Annotated in this window: 19 protein-coding genes; 14 read left to right on the top strand and 5 right to left on the bottom strand. The window is 60.3% G+C overall.

Going from position 1 to position 19,089, the window contains the following annotated elements; all coding sequences use genetic code 11:
- The first annotated feature begins 60 nt into the window (after nt 1–60).
- From MMS95_RS13295 to MMS95_RS13275, 5 genes are all read left to right on the top strand, one after another.
- Nucleotides 61–1,005, top strand: a complete 945-nt coding sequence (locus MMS95_RS13295) for a metal ABC transporter substrate-binding protein (RefSeq protein ID WP_160125412.1) — start codon at nt 61–63, stop codon at nt 1,003–1,005.
- Complete coding sequence (locus MMS95_RS13290; RefSeq protein ID WP_076740286.1) at nt 1,002–1,892, top strand: manganese/iron ABC transporter ATP-binding protein; 891 nt, start codon at nt 1,002–1,004, stop codon at nt 1,890–1,892. Before MMS95_RS13295 ends, MMS95_RS13290 begins: the two co-directional genes overlap by 4 nt.
- Nucleotides 1,892–2,752 (top strand): iron/manganese ABC transporter permease subunit YfeC, encoded by an 861-nt coding sequence (gene yfeC / locus MMS95_RS13285; protein ID WP_015377686.1) that lies wholly within the window; start codon nt 1,892–1,894, stop codon nt 2,750–2,752. Before MMS95_RS13290 ends, yfeC begins: the two co-directional genes overlap by 1 nt.
- A complete protein-coding gene (locus MMS95_RS13280) occupies nt 2,752–3,606 on the top strand; it encodes a metal ABC transporter permease (protein WP_044031363.1) in 855 nt (284 codons plus the stop codon). The genes yfeC and MMS95_RS13280 overlap by 1 nt, the downstream gene beginning before the upstream one ends.
- Before the next feature lie 239 nt (nt 3,607–3,845).
- The gene (locus MMS95_RS13275; protein ID WP_166445053.1) at nt 3,846–4,715 is read left to right on the top strand and encodes a fructosamine kinase family protein; all 870 of its coding nucleotides are present in this window, start codon (nt 3,846–3,848) and stop codon (nt 4,713–4,715) included.
- 35 nt (nt 4,716–4,750) lie between these two features.
- Here the strand turns inward: MMS95_RS13275 and MMS95_RS13270 are convergent, their stop codons facing one another.
- Nucleotides 4,751–5,311 carry a YniB family protein gene (locus tag MMS95_RS13270; RefSeq protein WP_211130002.1) on the bottom strand — a complete coding sequence of 187 codons (561 nt, stop codon included), beginning with the start codon at nt 5,309–5,311 and terminating at the stop codon, nt 4,751–4,753.
- Between the two features lie 185 nt (nt 5,312–5,496).
- Here MMS95_RS13270 and MMS95_RS13265 point away from each other — a divergent pair, with 185 nt between their 5' ends.
- From MMS95_RS13265 to MMS95_RS13250, 4 genes are all read left to right on the top strand, one after another.
- Nucleotides 5,497–6,777: a protease gene (locus MMS95_RS13265; protein WP_242141772.1), complete on the top strand. Its 1,281-nt coding sequence runs from the start codon at nt 5,497–5,499 to the stop codon at nt 6,775–6,777.
- Between the two features lie 64 nt (nt 6,778–6,841).
- Nucleotides 6,842–7,507, top strand: a complete 666-nt coding sequence (gene hxpB, locus MMS95_RS13260) for a hexitol phosphatase HxpB (RefSeq protein ID WP_004931455.1) — start codon at nt 6,842–6,844, stop codon at nt 7,505–7,507.
- Nucleotides 7,508–7,915: 408 nt separating this feature from the next.
- A complete protein-coding gene (locus MMS95_RS13255) occupies nt 7,916–8,464 on the top strand; it encodes a metal-dependent hydrolase (RefSeq protein ID WP_004931456.1) in 549 nt (182 codons plus the stop codon).
- Between the two features lie 181 nt (nt 8,465–8,645).
- Nucleotides 8,646–10,037 carry an L-cystine transporter gene (locus MMS95_RS13250; protein ID WP_004931458.1) on the top strand — a complete coding sequence of 464 codons (1,392 nt, stop codon included), beginning with the start codon at nt 8,646–8,648 and terminating at the stop codon, nt 10,035–10,037.
- Between the two features lie 63 nt (nt 10,038–10,100).
- Here MMS95_RS13250 and phnX read toward each other — a convergent pair whose 3' ends face one another.
- Both phnX and phnW read right to left on the bottom strand, forming a co-directional pair.
- Nucleotides 10,101–10,910, bottom strand: a complete 810-nt coding sequence (phnX, locus tag MMS95_RS13245; RefSeq protein ID WP_021505494.1) for a phosphonoacetaldehyde hydrolase — start codon at nt 10,908–10,910, stop codon at nt 10,101–10,103.
- Between the two features lie 9 nt (nt 10,911–10,919).
- A complete protein-coding gene (gene phnW / locus MMS95_RS13240) occupies nt 10,920–12,023 on the bottom strand; it encodes a 2-aminoethylphosphonate--pyruvate transaminase (protein WP_015377681.1) in 1,104 nt (367 codons plus the stop codon).
- Nucleotides 12,024–12,177: 154 nt separating this feature from the next.
- On the opposite strand from phnW, the gene phnR reads away from it, so the two are divergent.
- The 5 genes from phnR (at nt 12,178) to MMS95_RS13215 (ending at nt 16,889) form a co-directional block, all read left to right on the top strand.
- On the top strand, nt 12,178–12,897 hold the full coding sequence (gene phnR / locus MMS95_RS13235) for a phosphonate utilization transcriptional regulator PhnR (protein ID WP_004931465.1): 720 nt from the start codon (nt 12,178–12,180) through the stop codon (nt 12,895–12,897).
- A gap of 177 nt (nt 12,898–13,074) precedes the next feature.
- Nucleotides 13,075–14,085 carry a 2-aminoethylphosphonate ABC transporter substrate-binding protein gene (locus MMS95_RS13230; RefSeq protein ID WP_004931467.1) on the top strand — a complete coding sequence of 337 codons (1,011 nt, stop codon included), beginning with the start codon at nt 13,075–13,077 and terminating at the stop codon, nt 14,083–14,085.
- A complete protein-coding gene (gene phnT / locus MMS95_RS13225; RefSeq protein WP_021505495.1) occupies nt 14,082–15,218 on the top strand; it encodes a 2-aminoethylphosphonate ABC transport system ATP-binding subunit PhnT in 1,137 nt (378 codons plus the stop codon). The genes MMS95_RS13230 and phnT overlap by 4 nt, the downstream gene beginning before the upstream one ends.
- A 1-nt stretch (nt 15,219) precedes the next feature.
- A complete protein-coding gene (phnU, locus tag MMS95_RS13220) occupies nt 15,220–16,083 on the top strand; it encodes a 2-aminoethylphosphonate ABC transporter permease subunit (RefSeq protein WP_015377679.1) in 864 nt (287 codons plus the stop codon).
- A 2-nt stretch (nt 16,084–16,085) separates the two neighbouring features.
- Nucleotides 16,086–16,889: an ABC transporter permease gene (locus MMS95_RS13215; protein ID WP_242141771.1), complete on the top strand. Its 804-nt coding sequence runs from the start codon at nt 16,086–16,088 to the stop codon at nt 16,887–16,889.
- A 45-nt stretch (nt 16,890–16,934) separates the two neighbouring features.
- Here MMS95_RS13215 and kdgR read toward each other — a convergent pair whose 3' ends face one another.
- Together kdgR and MMS95_RS13205 are read right to left on the bottom strand one after the other, a co-directional pair.
- On the bottom strand, nt 16,935–17,726 hold the full coding sequence (kdgR, locus tag MMS95_RS13210) for a DNA-binding transcriptional regulator KdgR (RefSeq protein WP_015377677.1): 792 nt from the start codon (nt 17,724–17,726) through the stop codon (nt 16,935–16,937).
- Nucleotides 17,727–18,149: 423 nt separating this feature from the next.
- Nucleotides 18,150–19,049 (bottom strand): hypothetical protein, encoded by a 900-nt coding sequence (locus MMS95_RS13205; RefSeq protein WP_242141770.1) that lies wholly within the window; start codon nt 19,047–19,049, stop codon nt 18,150–18,152.
- Nucleotides 19,050–19,089 lie beyond the last annotated feature (40 nt).

Raw genomic sequence — 19,089 nt, 5'->3', positions numbered from 1 at the left:
GCTTGACTTCGCTTCAATTGATATTGATAATCATTTTCATTTGAACCAGGAGACGTCATCATGCCATTGATAATTTGCGCTTTTCGTCGCAGTCGCCCTTCCCGCTCTGCCGCATTGTTACGCCCTTTCATGCTCGCCTGCCTGCTGCTCGGCGCCGCCTTGGTCAGCCAAAACGCGCTGGCGGAAAAAAAGCTGCGCGTGGTGACCACCTTCACCATCATTCAGGATATCGCCCAGAACGTGGCCGGTGACGCCGCCGTGGTGGAATCCATCACCAAGCCGGGCGCCGAGATCCACGACTATCAACCGACTCCGCGCGACATCGTCAAGGCACAGCACGCCGACCTGATCCTGTGGAACGGCATGAACCTGGAGCGCTGGTTCCAGCGTTTCTTCGAAAACATCAAACAGGTGCCGGCGGCGGTAGTCACCGAAGGCATTACCCCGCTGCCGATCCGCGAAGGGCCCTATAACGGCAACCCGAACCCGCATGCCTGGATGTCGCCAAGCAACGCGCTGGTGTATATCGAGAATATCCGCAAGGCGCTGGTGGAGCACGATCCGGCCAATGCGGAAACCTATAACCGCAATGCCAAGGCCTACGCAGAGAAAATCGGCGCGCTGGACGCCCCGCTGCGCGAACGCCTGGCGCGCATTCCGGCCGCACAGCGCTGGCTGGTGACCAGTGAAGGTGCCTTCAGCTACCTGGCGCAGGACTATCAGTTGAAAGAGGTTTATCTGTGGCCGATCAACGCCGATGAGCAAGGCTCGCCGCAGCAGGTGCGCCGGGTGATCGACGCCGTGCGCGCCCACCATATTCCGGTGGTGTTCAGCGAGAGCACCATTTCCGACAAGCCGGCCAGGCAGGTGGCGAAAGAAACCGGCGCCAAATACGGCGGCGTGCTGTACGTGGACTCGCTGTCCACCCGCGATGGCCCGGTGCCGACGTACATCGACCTGCTTAACACCACCGTGCAAACCATCGCCAAAGGATTCGATCAATGACCCATGAACCGTTTGTCCGCCCTGAATTGAACGTGGACGACGTCACCGTAACCTACAACAACGGGCACACCGCCATTCACAACGCCAGCTTCACCCTGAACGGCGGTTCGATCTGCGCATTGGTCGGCGTCAACGGCAGCGGCAAATCGACGCTGTTCAAAAGCATCATGGGCCTGGTCAGGCCCACCGCCGGCCAGGTGTCGCTGAGCGACAAGCCGGTGGCGGACGCGCTGAAAAAGAACCTGATCGCCTACGTGCCGCAGACCGAAGACGTCGACTGGAACTTCCCGGTGCTGGTGGAAGACGTGGTGATGATGGGCCGCTACGGCAAGATGAACTTCCTGCGCATTCCGTCACGTGAGGACAGGTTGCGGGTCGACAAGGCGCTGGAGCGCGTCGGCCTGAGCGAGCTGCGCGGCCGGCAGATCGGCGAGCTGTCCGGCGGCCAGAAGAAGCGCGTATTTCTGGCGCGCGCGCTGGCGCAACAGGGCACGGTGCTGCTGCTGGATGAACCTTTCACCGGCGTGGATGTGAAAACCGAGAATGCGATTATCGAGCTGCTGCGCGCGCTGCGCGACGAAGGCCATCTCATTTTGGTCTCCACCCACAACCTCGGCAGCGTGCCGGAGTTTTGCGATCGGGTGATCCTCATCAACCGTACGGTGCTGGCCGCCGGCCCGACCGAGACCACCTTCACCCAGAGCAACCTGGAGCAGGCGTTCGGCGGCGTGCTGCGCCATATCAACCTTTCCGGCCCGGATCTGCACGACGACAACGATCCGCGCACCGTCACGGTGTTGACCGACGATGAACGCCCGGCGGTGTTCTACGGCCACACCAAAAGCGATCCGCCGGCCAACAGCCAGGCCAGGGAGAAACAATCCTGATGCTGGACCTTCTGCTGCAACCTTTCAGTTACAACTACATGGTGAAGGCCATCTGGGTCAGCGCCATCGTCGGCGCCGCCTGCGCGTTCCTGTCCGCCTACCTGATGCTGAAAGGGTGGTCGCTGATGGGCGATGCGCTGTCGCACTCGGTGGTGCCCGGCGTGGCCGGCGCCTACGCCCTCGGCCTGCCCTACGCCGCCGGCGCCTTCTTCACCGGCATGCTGGCGGCGCTGGCGATGACGCTGGTGCGCCACATCACCCGGCTGCGCGAAGACGCCATCATCGGCTTTATCTTCTCCACTTTCTTCGCCGTCGGCCTGCTGATCGTGTCGCTCAACCCCACCTCGGTCAACGTACAGTCGATCATCTTCGGCAATATCCTCGGCATCGCCGACGAAGACGTGCTGCAGGTGGAAATCATCATCGGCGTTTCGCTGCTGATCCTGTGCCTAGTGTGGAAAGATCTGCTGGCGGTGTTCTTCGACGAAAGCCACGCGGTGTCGATCGGCCTGTCGCCGCTGAAGCTGAAGATCCTGTTCTTCACCCTGCTCAGCGCCTGCACCGTCGCCGCGCTGCAAACCGTCGGCGCCATTCTGGTGATCGCCATGGTGATCACGCCGGGCGCCACCGCCTACCTGCTGACCGACCGCTTCAGCCGGCTGGTGATTATCGCCATCATCATCGGCGCATTGACCAGCGGCATCGGCGCCTACCTGAGTTTCTTCCTCGACGGCGCCACCGGCGGGGTGATCGTCACCCTGCAAACGCTGGTATTCCTGGCGGCGTTCTTCTTCGCGCCGAAACACGGCCTGCTGGCATCCCGGCGCCGCGTGGCACATTCGCAAACCGGAGGCCGCTGATGGACACCCTGTATCAACTGCTCAGCGAACCCTTCGCCTACCCGTTCATGCAGCGGGCGATCGTCGCCGCCATCGTTACCGGCGTGGTGTGCGCCGTGCTCTCCTGCTATCTGGTGCTCAAGGGCTGGTCGCTGATGGGCGACGCCATCTCGCACGCCGTCTTGCCCGGCATCGTAGTGGCGTTCGTGGTCGGCATCCCGCTGGCGATCGGCGCCTTCCTCTCCGGCATCTTTTGCGCGGTAGCCACCGGCTACCTGAAAGAGAACAGCCGGGTGAAAGAGGACACGGTGATGGGCATCGTCTTTTCCGGCATGTTCGCCTTCGGCCTGGTGCTGTTCTCGCGCATCGATACCGACCAGCACCTGAGCCACATTCTGTTCGGCAACATGCTGGGCATTACCGACGGCGAACTGAAGCAAACCTTGCTGATCGCCGGCATCACCCTGGCGGTGGTGCTGCTCAAGCGCAAAGACTTCATGCTGTACTGCTTCGATCCGCACCATGCGCGGGTGATTGGCCTGCCGGTCAAGCTGCTGCACTACGGATTGCTGTGCCTGCTGGCGATGACCATCGTCGCCTCGCTGCAGGCCGTGGGGGTGATCCTGGTGATCGCCATGCTGATCGCCCCCGGCATCATCGCCTTTATGCTGTGCCGCCGCTTCGACCGCATGCTGATGGTGGCGACGGTGGTGTCGGTGTTCTCCTGCGTGCTCGGCACCCTGATCAGCTTCCACATCGACGGCGCCACCGGGCCCTGCATCGTCATCGTGCAGGCCGTGCTGTTCGTGATCGCCTTGTTGTACAGTAAATTACGCCCGTTACAGCGTAACCAAAGCGCGCTCACCGGCGGTTAATTCCCCCGATGCGGCGAAGCCTTCTACTCGCCGCATCACATTCCCCCCGCTCATTCCGTCGTTGTTATCAAGTTGCAATCGGTATTGCGCTTAAATTAATCAATAGGGTATATACTTTGAGCTGGCGAGGCGCTGAAAAAATCGCCGCCTTTGACGCCGGCTGTGCGCCGCGTCGTGTTTTCACCACGGGAAAGACGCTAACCTAATGAATTATCAGGCAGCACAGAGGGGGACATACCATGTGGCAAGCCGTTAGCCGTCTGTTAAGTGAACATCTTGGCAGCGCAGAGATACGCGAAAGGATTGAACTGCCCGGGGGCGACATTCACCCGGCGTGGCGCGTGAGTTACGGTGACAACGAGGTGTTCGTGAAATGCGACGCCCGTGAACAACTGCCGATATTCACCGCCGAGGCCGATCAGCTGGCGTTGCTGGCGCGCAGCAAAAGCGTGCGGGTGCCGGAAGTGTACGGCGTCGGCAGCGATCGCGATTACAGCTTCCTGCTGCTGGAGTATCAGCAGCTGAAACCCCTCGACGCTCACGGCGCCTACTGCCTGGGGCAACAACTGGCGCATTTGCACCAGTGGAGCGAGCAACCGCAGTTCGGTCTCGACTTCGACAGCGATCTGACCACCACCCCGCAACCCAACGCCTGGCAACGCCGCTGGTCGGAATTCTTCGCCGAGCAGCGCATCGGCTGGCAGCTGCAGCTGGCGGCGGAAAAAGGCATGACCTTCGGCGACATCGACGACATCGTCGATCGGGTGTATCTGCGCTTGCAGCACCACCAACCGCAGCCTTCCCTGCTGCACGGCAACCTGTGGCCGGGCAACTGCGCGATGACCGCCCACGGGCCGATACTGTTCGATCCGGCCAGCTACTGGGGCGACCGAGAGTGCGATTTGGCGATGCTGCCGCTGTATCCGGAGCTGCCGCCGCAGATCTACGACGGCTATCAGAGCGTGTGGCCGCTGGGGGCCGGGTTTATCGAGCGCCAGCCGCTGTATCAGCTGTACTACCTGCTCAACCGCAGCAACCTGTTCGGCGGCCAACATTGGGTGGCGGCTCAGCGCGCGGTAGAGGCGCTGTTGCAGCCGGAAGCGTCATGACGTTCCGGGGCGCCGAGCGGCGCCCCGTTCATGGTTCAGGCCGCGCCGGCCAACTGCCCCAACAGGCGGATCACGAACCAGGCGATCACTGCAATCACGATCGGCAGGATGTACAGCGGAAAGTACTGCAGGAAAATGGTGTGGTGCGGCAGCGTGATGCGTTCCTCCAGTTGCTGACGCGTGTGCCCTTCGCTGCCCTTGGCCTGCTCCAGGAGCATCTGATCTTCCAGTCCTTCGCGAATGAACTTGACCTGGCGCGACATGCGCGCGCCGGAAGCCTGTAATGCCAGCCCGACGAAGATCAATATATAGATGATGATGAACATCAAATTGGCGCCGCTGAACAGGCTTTTATCCACGTCCGGCACCGGCGAGTTGTACCAGAAAAGGTTCAGGAACGGCGTATTGAAACGCACCATGTCCACCATCACGTGGACAAAATCCAGCATCACTGCGTTGATGCCCTTGGTTTTTTCACTGTGCTGATAGATAAAGCCCAGCACGGAAATCAGCGTCGACAGCAACGCCGGGATAAAAACCACCCATCCGAGAATGCGTTTCAAAATGGCGATACGCCCGGCCTGTTGATACGTCATGTGTTCCCCTTGTTAGCGACGTAACCGAATCGGCTAAGTCTACCTGCAGTTGGCGAAACTCGCCCACCGTTTTCTTCATTCCCGCTGTGCTACAAGCTTAGCCGAATTCGCCGAAATCAACTGCTTAACGACATCCGGGCACTATCATTGAAGAGATAACGTTATCCGTTTAGCCAGAGGCCGCCATGATTCGACTGATTATCTTATTGCTGGGCGCGCAAGCGCTGCACGGCCAGCGCCGCCTGCTGGTGCTGTTCGGTTGGCTGTGGATAGCCGCAGGGGCGCTGATGCTGTTCGACATACTGCAGGATGGCCGGTCCGTGCTGGCGCTGGATGCGCTGGCGGTCATCCTGGCGCTGGAGGGGCTGGTGGCGATATCCGCCGCGCTGGTGATCGGCTCTTCGGCCAGCAGGCCGGTGCTGCTGAAAGGATTGGGTTTTGTCTTTATGGCCTTTCTAACGTTGGACGTGCCCGCAGACGATAACATCGTCGCCACCGTGATGTTTGGCAGCGCGCTGCTGCTTGACGGCGCCGTGCGCATCGCCTCCTCCACGGTGATTCAGCACAGTCGATGGAAAGGCGTGGCGCTGGCGGGCGGCGGCGAGATCCTGCTTTCGTTGATGATCTTTGTCGGCTGGCCGGCGCCGCACCGGATGACGGTGCCCTTTTGCCTCGGCGTGATGATGGTGCTTTCCGGCTGGGCTTTATTGCATATCGCCCGCAGACTGACAAACTTCTCTCTGAATCAGCACCCCGCGCGGCAGCCAGCGCACCCGGAGGATGAGACTGCGCCGCTCACGGTGTATGTCTGGACACCGATTGGCGCGGCTAAAGATCCGCGCCGGCGTTACATCGTCGACCGATACATCGCGGCGGTCGACGGCGGCGGCAATATCTCCACCGGTCACGCCGCCCTGGCGCTCGCGCCGGATGTGTATATCAGCCACTACCCACTCAACGACATCAGCCATTCCGTTCAGGATTTCCGTCAGTTGCTGCACGCCGGCGAACAGAACAACGTCGACGGACGTTTCCTGCCCGACCTGGCGGGCGAGATCGCCGCCTGGTGCCCACCGGACAAGAAAATTCAATTCTACCGCTATAACCCGGCGGCGCTGCGCGCATTCTGGCTGCGTTATCGGCAGGACGCCACCTACAATCTGACCCGGCGCAACTGCTCCACCACGGTCATCGGCGCGCTCGACAGCGCGTTGGAAGGCGTGCTGGGCGATAAACATCTGTGGCGCCGTTTTCTGCTGCTGGTGCTGGATCCCAACCTGTGGATGCTGGCGGTACTGCGCAGCCGCGGAGAAAGCATGACCTGGACGCCGGGGTTGGTGCTGGATTATGCGCGCATGTTGCAACAGGTCACCGAGCGTCAACACCAGCGCTGGTGGCTAAAATTGCGCGAGGTGTGGAATATCCTGCGTTTTGGCAAAAGCCACACGCGCAGGCAAAGGTTTTAGTCTCGTCACCGGCGATGATAAAGTGTCGGGCACATTCACCCGCGCCGGCAGGAGTTAACCGCTAATGGCTTATTCGCAACGCATTGAAACCGCAATTTTTGATATGGACGGCTTGTTGATCGACTCGGAACCGCTGTGGCTGCAGGCCGAGCTGGATATCTTCGGCGCGCTGGGCTTGGATCTGTCCGACCGTCACAAGCTGCCGGACACGCTGGGGCTGCGCATCGATCTGGTGGTGAAAATGTGGTACCAGGCGATGCCGTGGCAAGGGGTTACGCTTGAAGAGGTGTCGGCGCGGATTATCGAGCGCGCCATCGAGCTGGTGCACGAGACGCGCCCGCTGCTGCCTGGCGTCCGGCAGGCGCTGGAGCTGTGCCGCAGCCAGGGACTGAACATCGGTCTCGCCTCCGCCTCGCCGCTGCACATGCAACGGCAGGTGCTGAAGATGTTCGATCTTGAAGGCTACTTCGATCAATTGGTTTCCGCCGAATACCTGCCGTACAGCAAACCGCATCCGGAGGTCTACCTGATCGCCGCCGAACGCCTGGGCAGCGATCCGCTGCGCTGCATCACGCTGGAAGACTCCTTTAACGGCATGATCGCCACCAAGGCCGCGCGCATGCGTTCCATCGTGATCCCGGCCGCCGAATACCGCCACGACCCGCGCTGGGCGCTGGCGGATCACCAGTTGGAGACCCTCGAACAGCTCACCCCTGCCCACTTTGCCTGATTCTGCGGCGCCGGGCACCGGCGCCCTGCGGCATAAAAGGGATCCGAACCGCAAAATAAACGAAACACCGTTTCATTTTATTGAATTGGCGTGACGTTCTCATTATGCTGCATGGCAGGGAAAGCGACGGCCCGCAGCGCGTTGTCACTGCCACGCAGCGCGCTTCAAGGCCGCCGCTTCCTCCCGCCGCACACCGTAAAACCGCGCTCGTTGCTTTCCGTTTCACTCCCCCATTGCCCGCTTTTTGTTCTCGCCCGTCAAAATCGATGATTTGTTACCCATTGCCGTAACAAGCCGTTGTAAAACAGGGGAAAATAAACAATTGGTTACAGGGTAACTGCTTCCACTACTGGGAATTTTCCCATATACTGGATAAATTAACAGTTTACCAGCCGGAATCGCAACAGCATGACCGCGGAAGGACACCTTATATTCTCTGTCGCTTGCGCGATCTTCGCCAAGAAGGCGGAAGTGACGCCAGAGCTGGCTACCGGCGACTGGTGGCACATCATACCCGCCGCGCTGCTGACCTCGCTGCTGCCGGACATCGATCACCCCAAGTCGGTGCTGGGCCAGCGCCTGCGCTGGATTGCCCTGCCCATCGCCCGCGCCTTCGGCCACCGTGGTTTCACCCACAGCCTGCTGGCGATCGCCGGCGGCATGGCGCTGTTCCAACTGGACGTACCGCGCAGCTGGCCGATCCCGGCCGATGCGCTGCACGCCATGATCATCGGCTACTTCAGCCATCTGTTGGCCGATATGCTCACCCCCGCCGGCGTGCCGCTGTTGTGGCCATGCCGCTGGCGTTTTCGCCTGCCGCTGCTCAACTCGCAAAAAGGCAACCAGCTGGAGCGGGTGCTGTGTCTGTGCCTGGTGGCGTTTGCCATCTGCTGGCAAGGTGATTTCACCCTGCCGGTGCAATCCTATGTCGAGCAAATCAGAAATATCAGACTCTGATCACAAAAAACCGCCTAACACATCACCTTGATGTATATAAAACAAACAAAAACACACAAAAAGCTATATCAAATTCCATTTGGATATAAGTAGACCACTCAGCAAACTGTTACGATATTTACATCGCGACATACGTGATGCGTAGTCGTTTTTATAAGAAAGATTATTGGAGACATTGGGGATGAATCTTCCGCTCGTGATTAACGTGCTGGTGTTTGTCGCGCTCCTTTTGCTGCTGGCGCAAACCCGCCACAAGCAATGGAGCCTGGCGAAAAAAGTGCTGGTCGGCCTGGTGGTCGGCGTGGTGTTCGGTCTGGGCCTGCAGCTGGTGTACGGCTCCGATAACCCGGTACTGAAAGAATCCATCAGCTGGTTCAACATCGTCGGTAACGGCTATGTGCAACTGCTGCAAATGATCGTCATGCCGCTGGTGTTCGCCTCGATCCTGAGCGCGGTGGCCAAGCTGCATAACGCCTCTTCGCTGGGCAAAATCAGCGTCCTCACTATCGGCACGCTGCTGTTCACTACGCTGATCTCGGCGCTGGTGGGCGTGCTGGTCACCAACCTGTTCGGCCTGACCGCCGAAGGCCTGGTGCAGGGCGCGCAGGAAAGCGCGCGCCTGACGGCGATCCAGACCAACTACGTGGGTAAACTGGCCGATCTGACGGTGCCGCAGATGGTGCTGTCGTTCATCCCGAAAAACCCGTTCGCCGATCTGACCGGCGCCAGCCCGACCTCGATCATCAGCGTGGTGATTTTCGCCACCTTCCTCGGCGTGGCGGCGCTGCAGCTGCTGAAAGACGACAAGCCGAAAGGCGAGCGCGTGCTGGTGGCTATCGACACCCTGCAGGCCTGGGTGATGAAGCTGGTGCGTCTGGTCATGAAGCTGACGCCGTACGGCGTGCTGGCGCTGATGACCAAAGTGGTCGCCGGTTCCAACATTCACGATATCGTCAAGCTCGGCAGCTTCGTGGTGGCTTCGTACATCGGCCTGGCCATCATGTTTGTGGTTCACGCTGTCCTGCTGGCCTTCACCGGCGTTAACCCGATGAAGTTCTTCCGCAAGGTGTGGCCGGTGATCACCTTCGCGTTCACCAGCCGCTCCAGCGCCGCCAGCATTCCGCTGAACGTGGAAGCGCAGACCCGTCGCCTGGGCGTGCCGGAATCCATCGCCAGCTTCTCGGCATCGTTCGGCGCCACCATCGGCCAGAACGGCTGTGCGGGCCTCTACCCGGCGATGCTGGCGGTGATGGTGGCGCCGACCGTCGGCATCAACCCGCTGGATCCGGTGTGGATCGCCACCCTGGTCGGCATCGTCACCATCAGCTCCGCCGGCGTGGCGGGCGTGGGCGGTGGCGCCACCTTCGCTGCGCTGATCGTGCTGCCGGCGATGGGCCTGCCGGTGACGCTGGTCGCGCTGCTGATCTCGGTCGAACCGCTGATCGACATGGGCCGTACCGCGCTGAACGTCAACGGTTCCATGGCGGCGGGCACCATCACCAGCCAGCTGATGAAGCAAACCGACAAAGCCGTGATGGACAGCGAAGACGAAGTCGAATTGGCGCATCGCTAACGCCGTCTCAGAACGAAAAAACCGGGGATAATCCCCGGTTTTTTTATGCCCCGCGTTCGGTCGTTACGGCCGCTCGCCGTTCGCCAACCGCCGGTTGATGTCGGCAATCGCTGCCGGCAATTGCGCCAGCGTGTCTATCACATAGTGCGCGCCCGCCGCGTACAGCTTATCGGCGGCCGCCGCGCGGCGGCGCTCTATCTCGCCTGCCGTCATCCGGCGATACTCCTGCCAGGTGGCGCCAAACTCGTTGCCGGACAGCGCCAGCCCGACGCTCCACATCCCGGCGTTCAGCCCTTCGGCAATGCCCGGCACCGCGTCATCCACCTTCACGCAATGCGCCACCGCATCGATGCCCAGCGCGATCGCGTTCTGCAACGCCATCCACGGCCCCGGTCGCCCGCCGGCTGCAAGATCGTCGGTGGCGACCCAGTAATCCGGCGCGTAGCCGCGCTGCGCGGCGGCGGGCACCAGCACTTCCATCACCGCGCGCGGATAGCCGGAGCAGGAACCGATTTTAATGCCCTGTTCGCGCAGAGCGGCGATCGCCTGCGGCACGCCCTCGATGGGATCGGCAAAGTCGATCACTTTAGCGATTTGCAGCGGCATAAACGCCTGATACAGCGCGTCAATGTCCTGATGGCTCATCGAGCGTCCCAGCTTCTGCCGCCAGCGCGCGTCGACCGCTGGCAGCTTGCCCAGCGCCTCGATGTGCTGCCATTTGCCCAGCCCCATCGGAATGCGCGCCTCCGCCAGGCTGATGTCGATATCGAAGGTTTGCTTGAACGCCTCGACGAAAATCTGCGTTGGCGCAAAGGAGCCGAAGTCCACCGTGGTGCCCGCCCAGTCGAGGATTACTGCGTTGATCTGTTTCATGGTCAATCCTTATTGATTCCAGTACATCGCCTGCCCGACGGCCGCCAGCAAACGTTCGATATCTTGCGGATAGATTTCGCCGATGTTGCCGATACGGAAGCAGTCGCTCTGCGACACTTTACCGGGATAAATCACGAAGCCTTGTTGCTTGAGACGCTGATAAAACTCGGCGAAGCGGTATGTATCAGCCTTTGGCGAATAGAACGCGGTGATGATCGGCGAGTGCAGCGCATCGTCCAGCAGGGTCTCAAAACCCAGCTCGCGCATACCCGCCACCAGCCGCCGCTGATTGGCCTGATAGCGGTGGTGGCGCGCGGCAATGCCGCCCTCTTGTTCCAGCTCTTTCAGCGCCTGCGCGAAGGCCAGCACGGTGTGGGTCGGCGACGTAAAGCGCCATTTGCCGGCCTGATCCTCCATACAGCGCCACTGAGCATACAGATCCAGCGACAGCGAGCGTGAACGGCCGGCGCATTTCTCCAGCTCGCTGCGGCGGGCGATGACGAACGCGAAGCCCGGCACGCCCTGAATGCATTTGTTGGCGGAGCTGATCAGAAAATCGATGCCCAGCGCGTCCACATCCAACGGGATGCCGCCAAAGCTGCTCATGGCGTCGACGATAAAGGTCTTGCCATTGCGCGCCGCCAGACCAGCGACCTTCTGCAGCGGATTGAGCATGCCGGTGGTGGTTTCACAGTGCACCATGGCGATATGGCTGATGCGCGCATCGCTTTTCAGCACCGCCTCCATCGCCGCCACGTCCGGTTCATTCACCTCACCGCAGTCGAAAGCGTGGTGGTCGATATCCATCAGCCGCGCCATTTCGATCATCCGCGCCCCGTAGGCGCCGTTGTTGACGATCAGCAGCTTGTCGTGCGGGCCGATGACCGTGCCCAGCACGCCCTCTACCGCGAAGCTGCCGCTGCCTTGCAGCAGCACCGAGGTATAACCGGCAGACGGCGTCGCCAGCGCCACCAACCGTTGACGAATGCGCTGCACCACGCCGAGGTTGTAATCTTCATCCCAGGTGCAGCTGTCATACAGCATCGCCTCTTTCACCGTTTTCGACGTGGTCAACGGGCCGGGGGTCAACAGCAGGTAGTTACGATCGGACATGTTATTCACCTATTGGTCTATACCAGATTGCGATCATTGTGGCGGCAAATTCCTGCCCCGGTCAAACGACAAAGCGCGGTGAAACAAAAAATTCATCTGGCTATGTATAATAAGCGCGTGCCGGAATGTCGGGCCGATGCCATAGCGAGATGAAATGAAAGAACATCAGGGCGATATGCCTCACTACCTGCAGATCAAGGATCAGCTCCAGGCGCGCATTACCCGCGGCGCGCTGCAGGCCGGCGATAAGCTGCCTTCGGAGCGCGAGCTGTGCGCCATCTTCTCCACCACCCGCGTCACCATTCGCGAAAGCCTGGCGCAATTGGAAGCCACCGGCGCCATCTACCGCGCCGATCGCCGCGGCTGGTTCGTCACGCCGGAACGGCTGTGGCTGGATCCGACGCAGAACACCAACTTCCACCGTCTCTGTCAGGAGCAAGGGCGCACGCCGCGCACCGCTCTGCTGTCCGGCGAAAAAACCACTGTGCCGCTCGACGTCATGCAGCCGCTGGCGCTCGAACCGTTCGATCAGGTGTATCTGCTGCGCCGCGTGCGCTATGCCGACGGCCGCGCCATCTGCTATTGCGAGAACCACTGCCTGCCGCAGCGGGTGCCGGAACTGCTCAGTCACGATCTCAACGGCAGCCTGACCGAGGTTTATCAACAGCATTACGATTTGATTTACAGCAACATGCACCTGTCGTTCTACCCGACCGCCCTGCCTTACCGCGCCGCCAACGCGCTCGGCGCCATGGTCGGCTTGCCCGCGTTGCTGCTGCGTCGACTGAATTACGATCAGCACGGCCGCATCCTCGATTTCGATATTGAATACTGGCGCCACGACAGCCTGCGCATCGAAGTCGATACGCTCTAACCTCGATTATCACGGGGCCGGCGCCCGCCGTCCCGCCTTCCTCACCCACGCTCGATCCCCCTTTTAAGGCAAATATATTTTGCCGCTTTCATTTGTTTGTCATATTTGCCGATTAGCTTGGCCGCATATCTGGTGTATACCAGTTTCGCATTAACCCGCAACAGTGAGGCTGAAGCTATGAAATTTTCTCGTCTGGTCGTGATGACCGCCATCGCACTCGGCGCCGCGCCGGCCTGGGCCGCCGATGCGGTGGTGACCGTCTACTCCGCCGATGGTCTGCACGACGGCGATCACAGCTGGTATCAAACCCAGTTCGACGCCTTCACCCAGGCGACCGGCGTCAAGGTGCAGTACGTCGAAGGCGGCTCCGGCGCCATCGTGGAGCGCCTGTCGAAGGAGCGCAGCAACCCGCAGGCCGACGTGCTGGTGACGCTGCCGCCGTTCATCCAGCGCGCCGCCGCGGAAAAACTGCTGCAGGATTTCACCCCGCAGGATGCGGCGCAGATCGCCGACGCCCAGCCGCAGTTCGTGCCACTGGTGAACAACTACCTGAGCTTCATCTATAACGCCAAACTGCTGCCGCAGGCGCCTGCCAGCTATCAACAGCTGCTGGACGCGCAGTTCCGCAATAAGCTGCAGTACTCCACGCCGGGCCAGGCGGGTGACGGCACCGCAGTGATGCTGCAGGCGTTTCACAGCTTCGGCAGCAAAGATGCCGGTTTCGACTACCTCGGCAAGCTGCAAAGCAACAACGTCGGCCCTTCGGCCTCCACCGGCAAGCTGACCGCGCTGGTCAATAAGGGGGAGCTGCTGGTGGCCAACGGCGATCTGCAGATGAACCTGGCGCAGATGCGCAGCAACCCGAACGTCAAGGTGTTCTGGCCGGCCGGGCCGGACGGCAAACGCAGCACGCTGGTGCTGCCTTACTACATCGGCCTGGTGCAAGGCGCGCCGCAAAGCGCCAACGGCAAAAAACTGATCGATTTCCTGCTGAGCAAAGAAGCCCAGAGCAGCGTCAGCGCCATTTCCTACGGCATGCCGGTGCGTAAGGATGTCACCCCGACCGACGATAACTTCAGGCAGTCGCAGGCCGCGCTGCAGGGTGTAGAGATCTGGGCGCCGGACTGGAACCAGGTGGTGAGCAGCCTGTCCGCCGATATCTCCCGCTGGCACAAGGTGACAGAATGACGCTGACCATGCCTTCTACCCTCACTTCCCGCGCCGAGGCGCGGGATAGCAGCCAGGACATCGCCGGGCCGTCGGGCATTCAGCTCGACCGCGTCAGCGTGTCGTATCGCGGCACCGAGGTGCTGAAACCCCTGACGCTCACCATCGCCCCCGGCGAAGTGCTGGCGCTGATCGGCCCCTCCGGCTCGGGTAAAACCACCGTGCTGCGAGCGATCGCCGGCTTCGTGCAGCCCTCCGCCGGGCGTATTGCCATCGGTGACGTCGATGTCACCGACGTGCCGCCCTATGAGCGCGGCCTGGGCATGGTGGTACAGAACTACGCGCTGTTTCCGCATATGCGCGTCGAGGACAATGTGGCGTTCGGCCTGCGCGCGCAGGGCAAGCCGCGCGGCCTGACCGCCGAGCGCGTCGAAGAGGCGTTGGCCATCGTCGGCATGTCCGCCTACGCCAAGCGCTATCCCAACCAGCTTTCCGGCGGCCAGCAACAGCGGGTGGCGATCGCTCGCGCCATCGCGGTGCGCCCCAAAGTATTGCTGCTGGATGAGCCGCTGTCGGCGCTGGACGCGCAAATCCGCCACAGCATGGTGGAAGAGATCGCACGCCTGCACCGCGAGCTGCCGGATCTGACCATCCTGTACGTCACCCACGATCAGGGCGAAGCGCTGACGCTGGCGGACAAGATTGGCATCATGCGCGACGGCCATCTCATCGCCCACGGCGAAACCCGCGCGCTGTACCATCATCCGACGAACCGCTTCGCGGCCGAGTTCCTCGGCCGCGCTAACCTGCTGCCGGCTACCGCCCTGGAAACTACCGCGCAGCAAGGCATGACCACCGTCAGCTGCGCCGGCAAAGTGATCGGCTGTTTCACTTACGGCGCACAACGCGGCTTCGACAAGCTGCTGTGCATCAGGCCACAGCACATTGCGCTCGATGCCGATGCCCAGCGCAGCAACTGCATCATCGGCACGCTGCATGATATTCATTGGCAGGGAGAGTTGACACACCTGCAGTTCGACGCGCAAGGCCATCCGCTGCGCGTGGTCACCACTCATCGCAGCCGGATGCCGCAGATCGGCGAGCGCGTGCCGCTCTACTTCGCCCCCGACGATGCGGTACTGATCGAGGACTGACATGACCGACTCTACGCTTATTCGCCCGGCCCTGCGGCTGCGTTTGCCGCGCCGCCTGTGGATCCTGTTGCCGCTGCTGGTGCTGGCGACACTGTTTTTCTACCCGCTGGCGCTGATCGTCAAACAGGCGTTTACCGACGATCAGGGGCTATTCAGCGCCGCCGCGCTGCAACAGGTGTTCGAATCCCACCGCTTTGTCGGCGCTCTGCTCAACACGCTGCAGATTGCGCTGCTGGCGACGCTGGGCTGCCTGGTGCTCGGCACCCTGCTGTCGCTGCTGCTGGTATTCACGCCGTTCCCCGGCAGCCGACTGATCGCCCGGGTGATCGATACCTTTATCGCCATGCCGACCTTCCTCATCACGCTGGCCTTCACCTTTATCTACGGCTCCGCCGGCCTGCTGAACGGCACGCTGATGGCGACCTTTGGTTTCACCCTGCCGCCGGTGGACTTTCTTTACTCCATCTGGGGCGTGATCCTGGCCGAAATCACCGTGTTTACGCCGCTGGTGATGCGCCCGCTGATGGCGGCACTGGCGCAGATCGATCGCAGCCAGCTCGAGGCCGCCAGCATCCTCGGCGCCCGGCCGGGGCGCGTGGTGCGCCAGGTGATTTTACCGGCCGCGCTGCCGGCCTTGCTGGCCGGCGGCAGCCTGTGCCTGCTGTTGACCACCAATGAGTTCGGCATCGTGCTGTTTATCGGCGCTAAGGGCGTCACCACGCTGCCGATGATGGTCTACGCCAAAGCGATTCTGGAGGCGGATTACGCCGTCGCCTGCACCATCGCCGTGGTGAATATCGCGCTGTCGCTCGGGCTGTTCTCCCTTTACCGCTACGCCGCGGCGCGCGCCGGGCTGAGGAACTGACGATGTTGATTTGGTCTCGCACCAGCCGCACCCTGACCTGCACGCTGACGGTCACGCTGTTCGCCCTGTTCTTCTGCCTGCCGCTGGCGGTGATCCTGATGTCCAGCCTCAGTGAGCAGTGGAACGGCGTGCTGCCGAGCGGCTTCACCCTCAACCACTTCCGCCAGGCGTTCAGCGGCGCCTCCTGGGACGCACTGGTCGCCAGTCTGGCTATCGGTTTCAGCGCCAGTCTGTTCGCGCTGCTGTGCGGCACCTGGGCGGCGCTGGCGCTGCGCCACCATCAGGGGCGCGGCCAGCGGCTGCTGGGCACGCTGTTTTTCATTCCCAGCGCGGTGCCTTCGGTCTCTATCGGTTTGGGAATGCTGGTGGCGTTCAGCCAGGGGCCGCTGCAGATGAACGGCACCTTCCTGATCGTGCCCGCCGCCCACTTCGTACTGATTTCCGCCTTTACCTTCGGCAACGTGATGGCCGGGCTGACCCGGCTGCCTGGCGACTACGAGAACGTCGCCGCCAGCCTGGGCGCGTCGCCGCTGTTCCGCCTGCGTCACGTCACCCTGCCGATGATCGCTCCCTACATGATCTCCGCCTTCGCACTCAGCCTGTCGCTGTCGATGGGGGAGCTGGGCGCGACCATGATGATCTACCCGCCGAGCTGGGCGACGCTGCCGGTCACGATCTTCAGCCTGACCGATCGCGGCAGCATCGCCAACGGCGCGACGCTGACCATGATCCTGGTGGCGGCCACGCTGTTGCTGATGCTGGTGCTGGAGCGGATTTCTCAGCGGCTGACGCCCGGCACGAAATAACAACAAGGCGCTGCCATGGCAGCGCCTCGCTCATCGAAACGACGGTCAGAACGGGTAGTCGTGATAGCCCTGCTGCTCGGAGATGCGCCGGGCGGCGACGTGCAGCAACGCCACATACTCCTCCCGCGCCGCGTCGGAAAAGCGCAGCGTCGGGAAAGAGATGCTCAGCCCGGCGATCGCCACCCCGAACCTGTCAAAGACCGGCACCGCGATGCAGCGGATCCCCGCCTCCTGCTCTTCGACATCTTCGCCGAATCCCTGCTCACGCACCCGATCCAGCACCGGCAACAGTTCGGCGGCGCTGGTCAGGGTATGCTCGGTGCTGCGGGTAAATTCAATCTGCGACAGGATCTGCGCCACCTCCTCCCGATCGCGCCAGGCCAGCAGCACTTTACCGATGGCGGTGCTGTGCAGCGGGTTGCGACGACCGATGCGCGAATACATGCGCAGGTTGTACATCGCGTCGATCTTGTGGATATAGACAATGCCGTCCTCATCCAGGGCGCCGAGGTGGATGGTTTCGCGGGTGCGGTTCGACAGTTCACGCATCTGCACGTCGGCGCTGCGGATCAGATCGACGTTCTGCAACGATTTGGCGCCCAGTTCGAACAGCTTGAGCGTCAGCGCATACTTTTCCGTCTCGCCTTCCTGCGATACGTAGCCCAACGCTTTCATGGTTTGCAGAAAACGGTAGACGGTGCTTTTGGACATCATCACCCGCTGGGACAGCTCGGTAATGCCAATCTCGCGCTCATCGCCAAGCGCCTGCAAAATGCCGAACACTTTCATCACGGATGAGACGGCATCCGGTTGCTTGTCTGAATCTGCGTTAGCCATGGTGAATGCCCTACTTAACGGTTTTGTTTCAGGAAATTTAAACAAGGGTTTCAGTATAATCGGAACAGATCGCGACGCGCAACGCACATGGGCGCTAAGCGATTGAAGCCAAATGGATAACCCCGGCCCGCTCACCGCTATTTACAATTAAGCGGGCAACGGGCATGCAATCACGGGCGAATATGGATACAGATGAAGAGATCACGGAACGTTGCATTCCATCAGGTGATTCTCTGGAAGACTACGAATAAGGCTACTGGCTCGCGCTGGTGGCCTTTTTGCTTTTAGTCTCGTAGATATTTTATTTCCTTTTGCCAAGTACCTGGCCTACCTGCTTAGACGCGATTAAGTAGCTGGATACTTTCGCTGGAAAAAAAAGCAACCAACCTAAACCACGACGACCCAGCGGGAAAAAAAATAATTTCACCCGCCAAGATGCGTTGTGATTAGTTTTGCAATCACGCCAACTGCCACAGCACCGCCAACTTTTAGTCCTCCCTGCATTGCTTTACCTGCAATTTTAGCGATCCAATTAGAAATGTTTTGGCTAAAGCCCACTTCTGTTAGCGGTTTTTCACTGCTTTCAATCGCGACTTTAAGTTCTTCTATCTCCGCATCATTGATTCCCAGTTTTTTTAATTCATCTTTCAACGATTCAAATGACGAACCCACGGACATTGTATTCTCTTGATTAACATCAGCAGTGTGTGATGCCATCACACCGTTATTGTGGATAACAGCACCATTGAAGTCATTTTTGAAAACCATGCTTGCTATCTCCTTCTCTCTTAATGAAAAATTCACACCTTCACCGAGAATCCCTTGCCTCTCCAGATCCAGAGACCATGTGAGGATTTTCCCCTTTACGGTCGTTAATACTCCGCTCAAAGCAAATGCACTGAATCGCCATGAGATTTTGAATCTAGAGTCTCTATCATGACCAATGTATAGCATTTCAGTTAGCGTGTGCGGCATTTGTACTTCCAACCGCCCAGAGTCCGCAACATGCTTTTCTACGTTTGAAATTGATTCCTGCAAATAGACTGTTGTGAATTCGTACAAAATCTTCTCAGGAATCCCTCCTAAATCAACTGGTATCCATCCGACATAAGGATTGAACGCTTGAGGACGACATGAAAAACGTCTGTAAGAAGGAGTTTCAGCGCGAGATGGGTAGCCATTTAATTCAAAATCGATCCATTCGGTTATGTCATTCAGCCCGAGCTTAGATGCGACTAACTTTGCTTTCATAAGTAAGCCACTAATGCTCGAAGAGTCATCCACTGCTTCCGCTTGTAACTGATGGACAAGAGATGTTGCCACTATGAGATTTCCTTTGTAATCGCCTTAAATCCGAGTGATG

It is taken from the genome of Serratia sp. PGPR-27 (assembly GCF_022678525.1).
Classification (GTDB): domain Bacteria; phylum Pseudomonadota; class Gammaproteobacteria; order Enterobacterales; family Enterobacteriaceae; genus Serratia; species Serratia nematodiphila.
The sequence above is the reverse complement of the archived record's forward strand: the minus strand, read 5'-3'. Positions and strand labels throughout refer to the sequence as shown.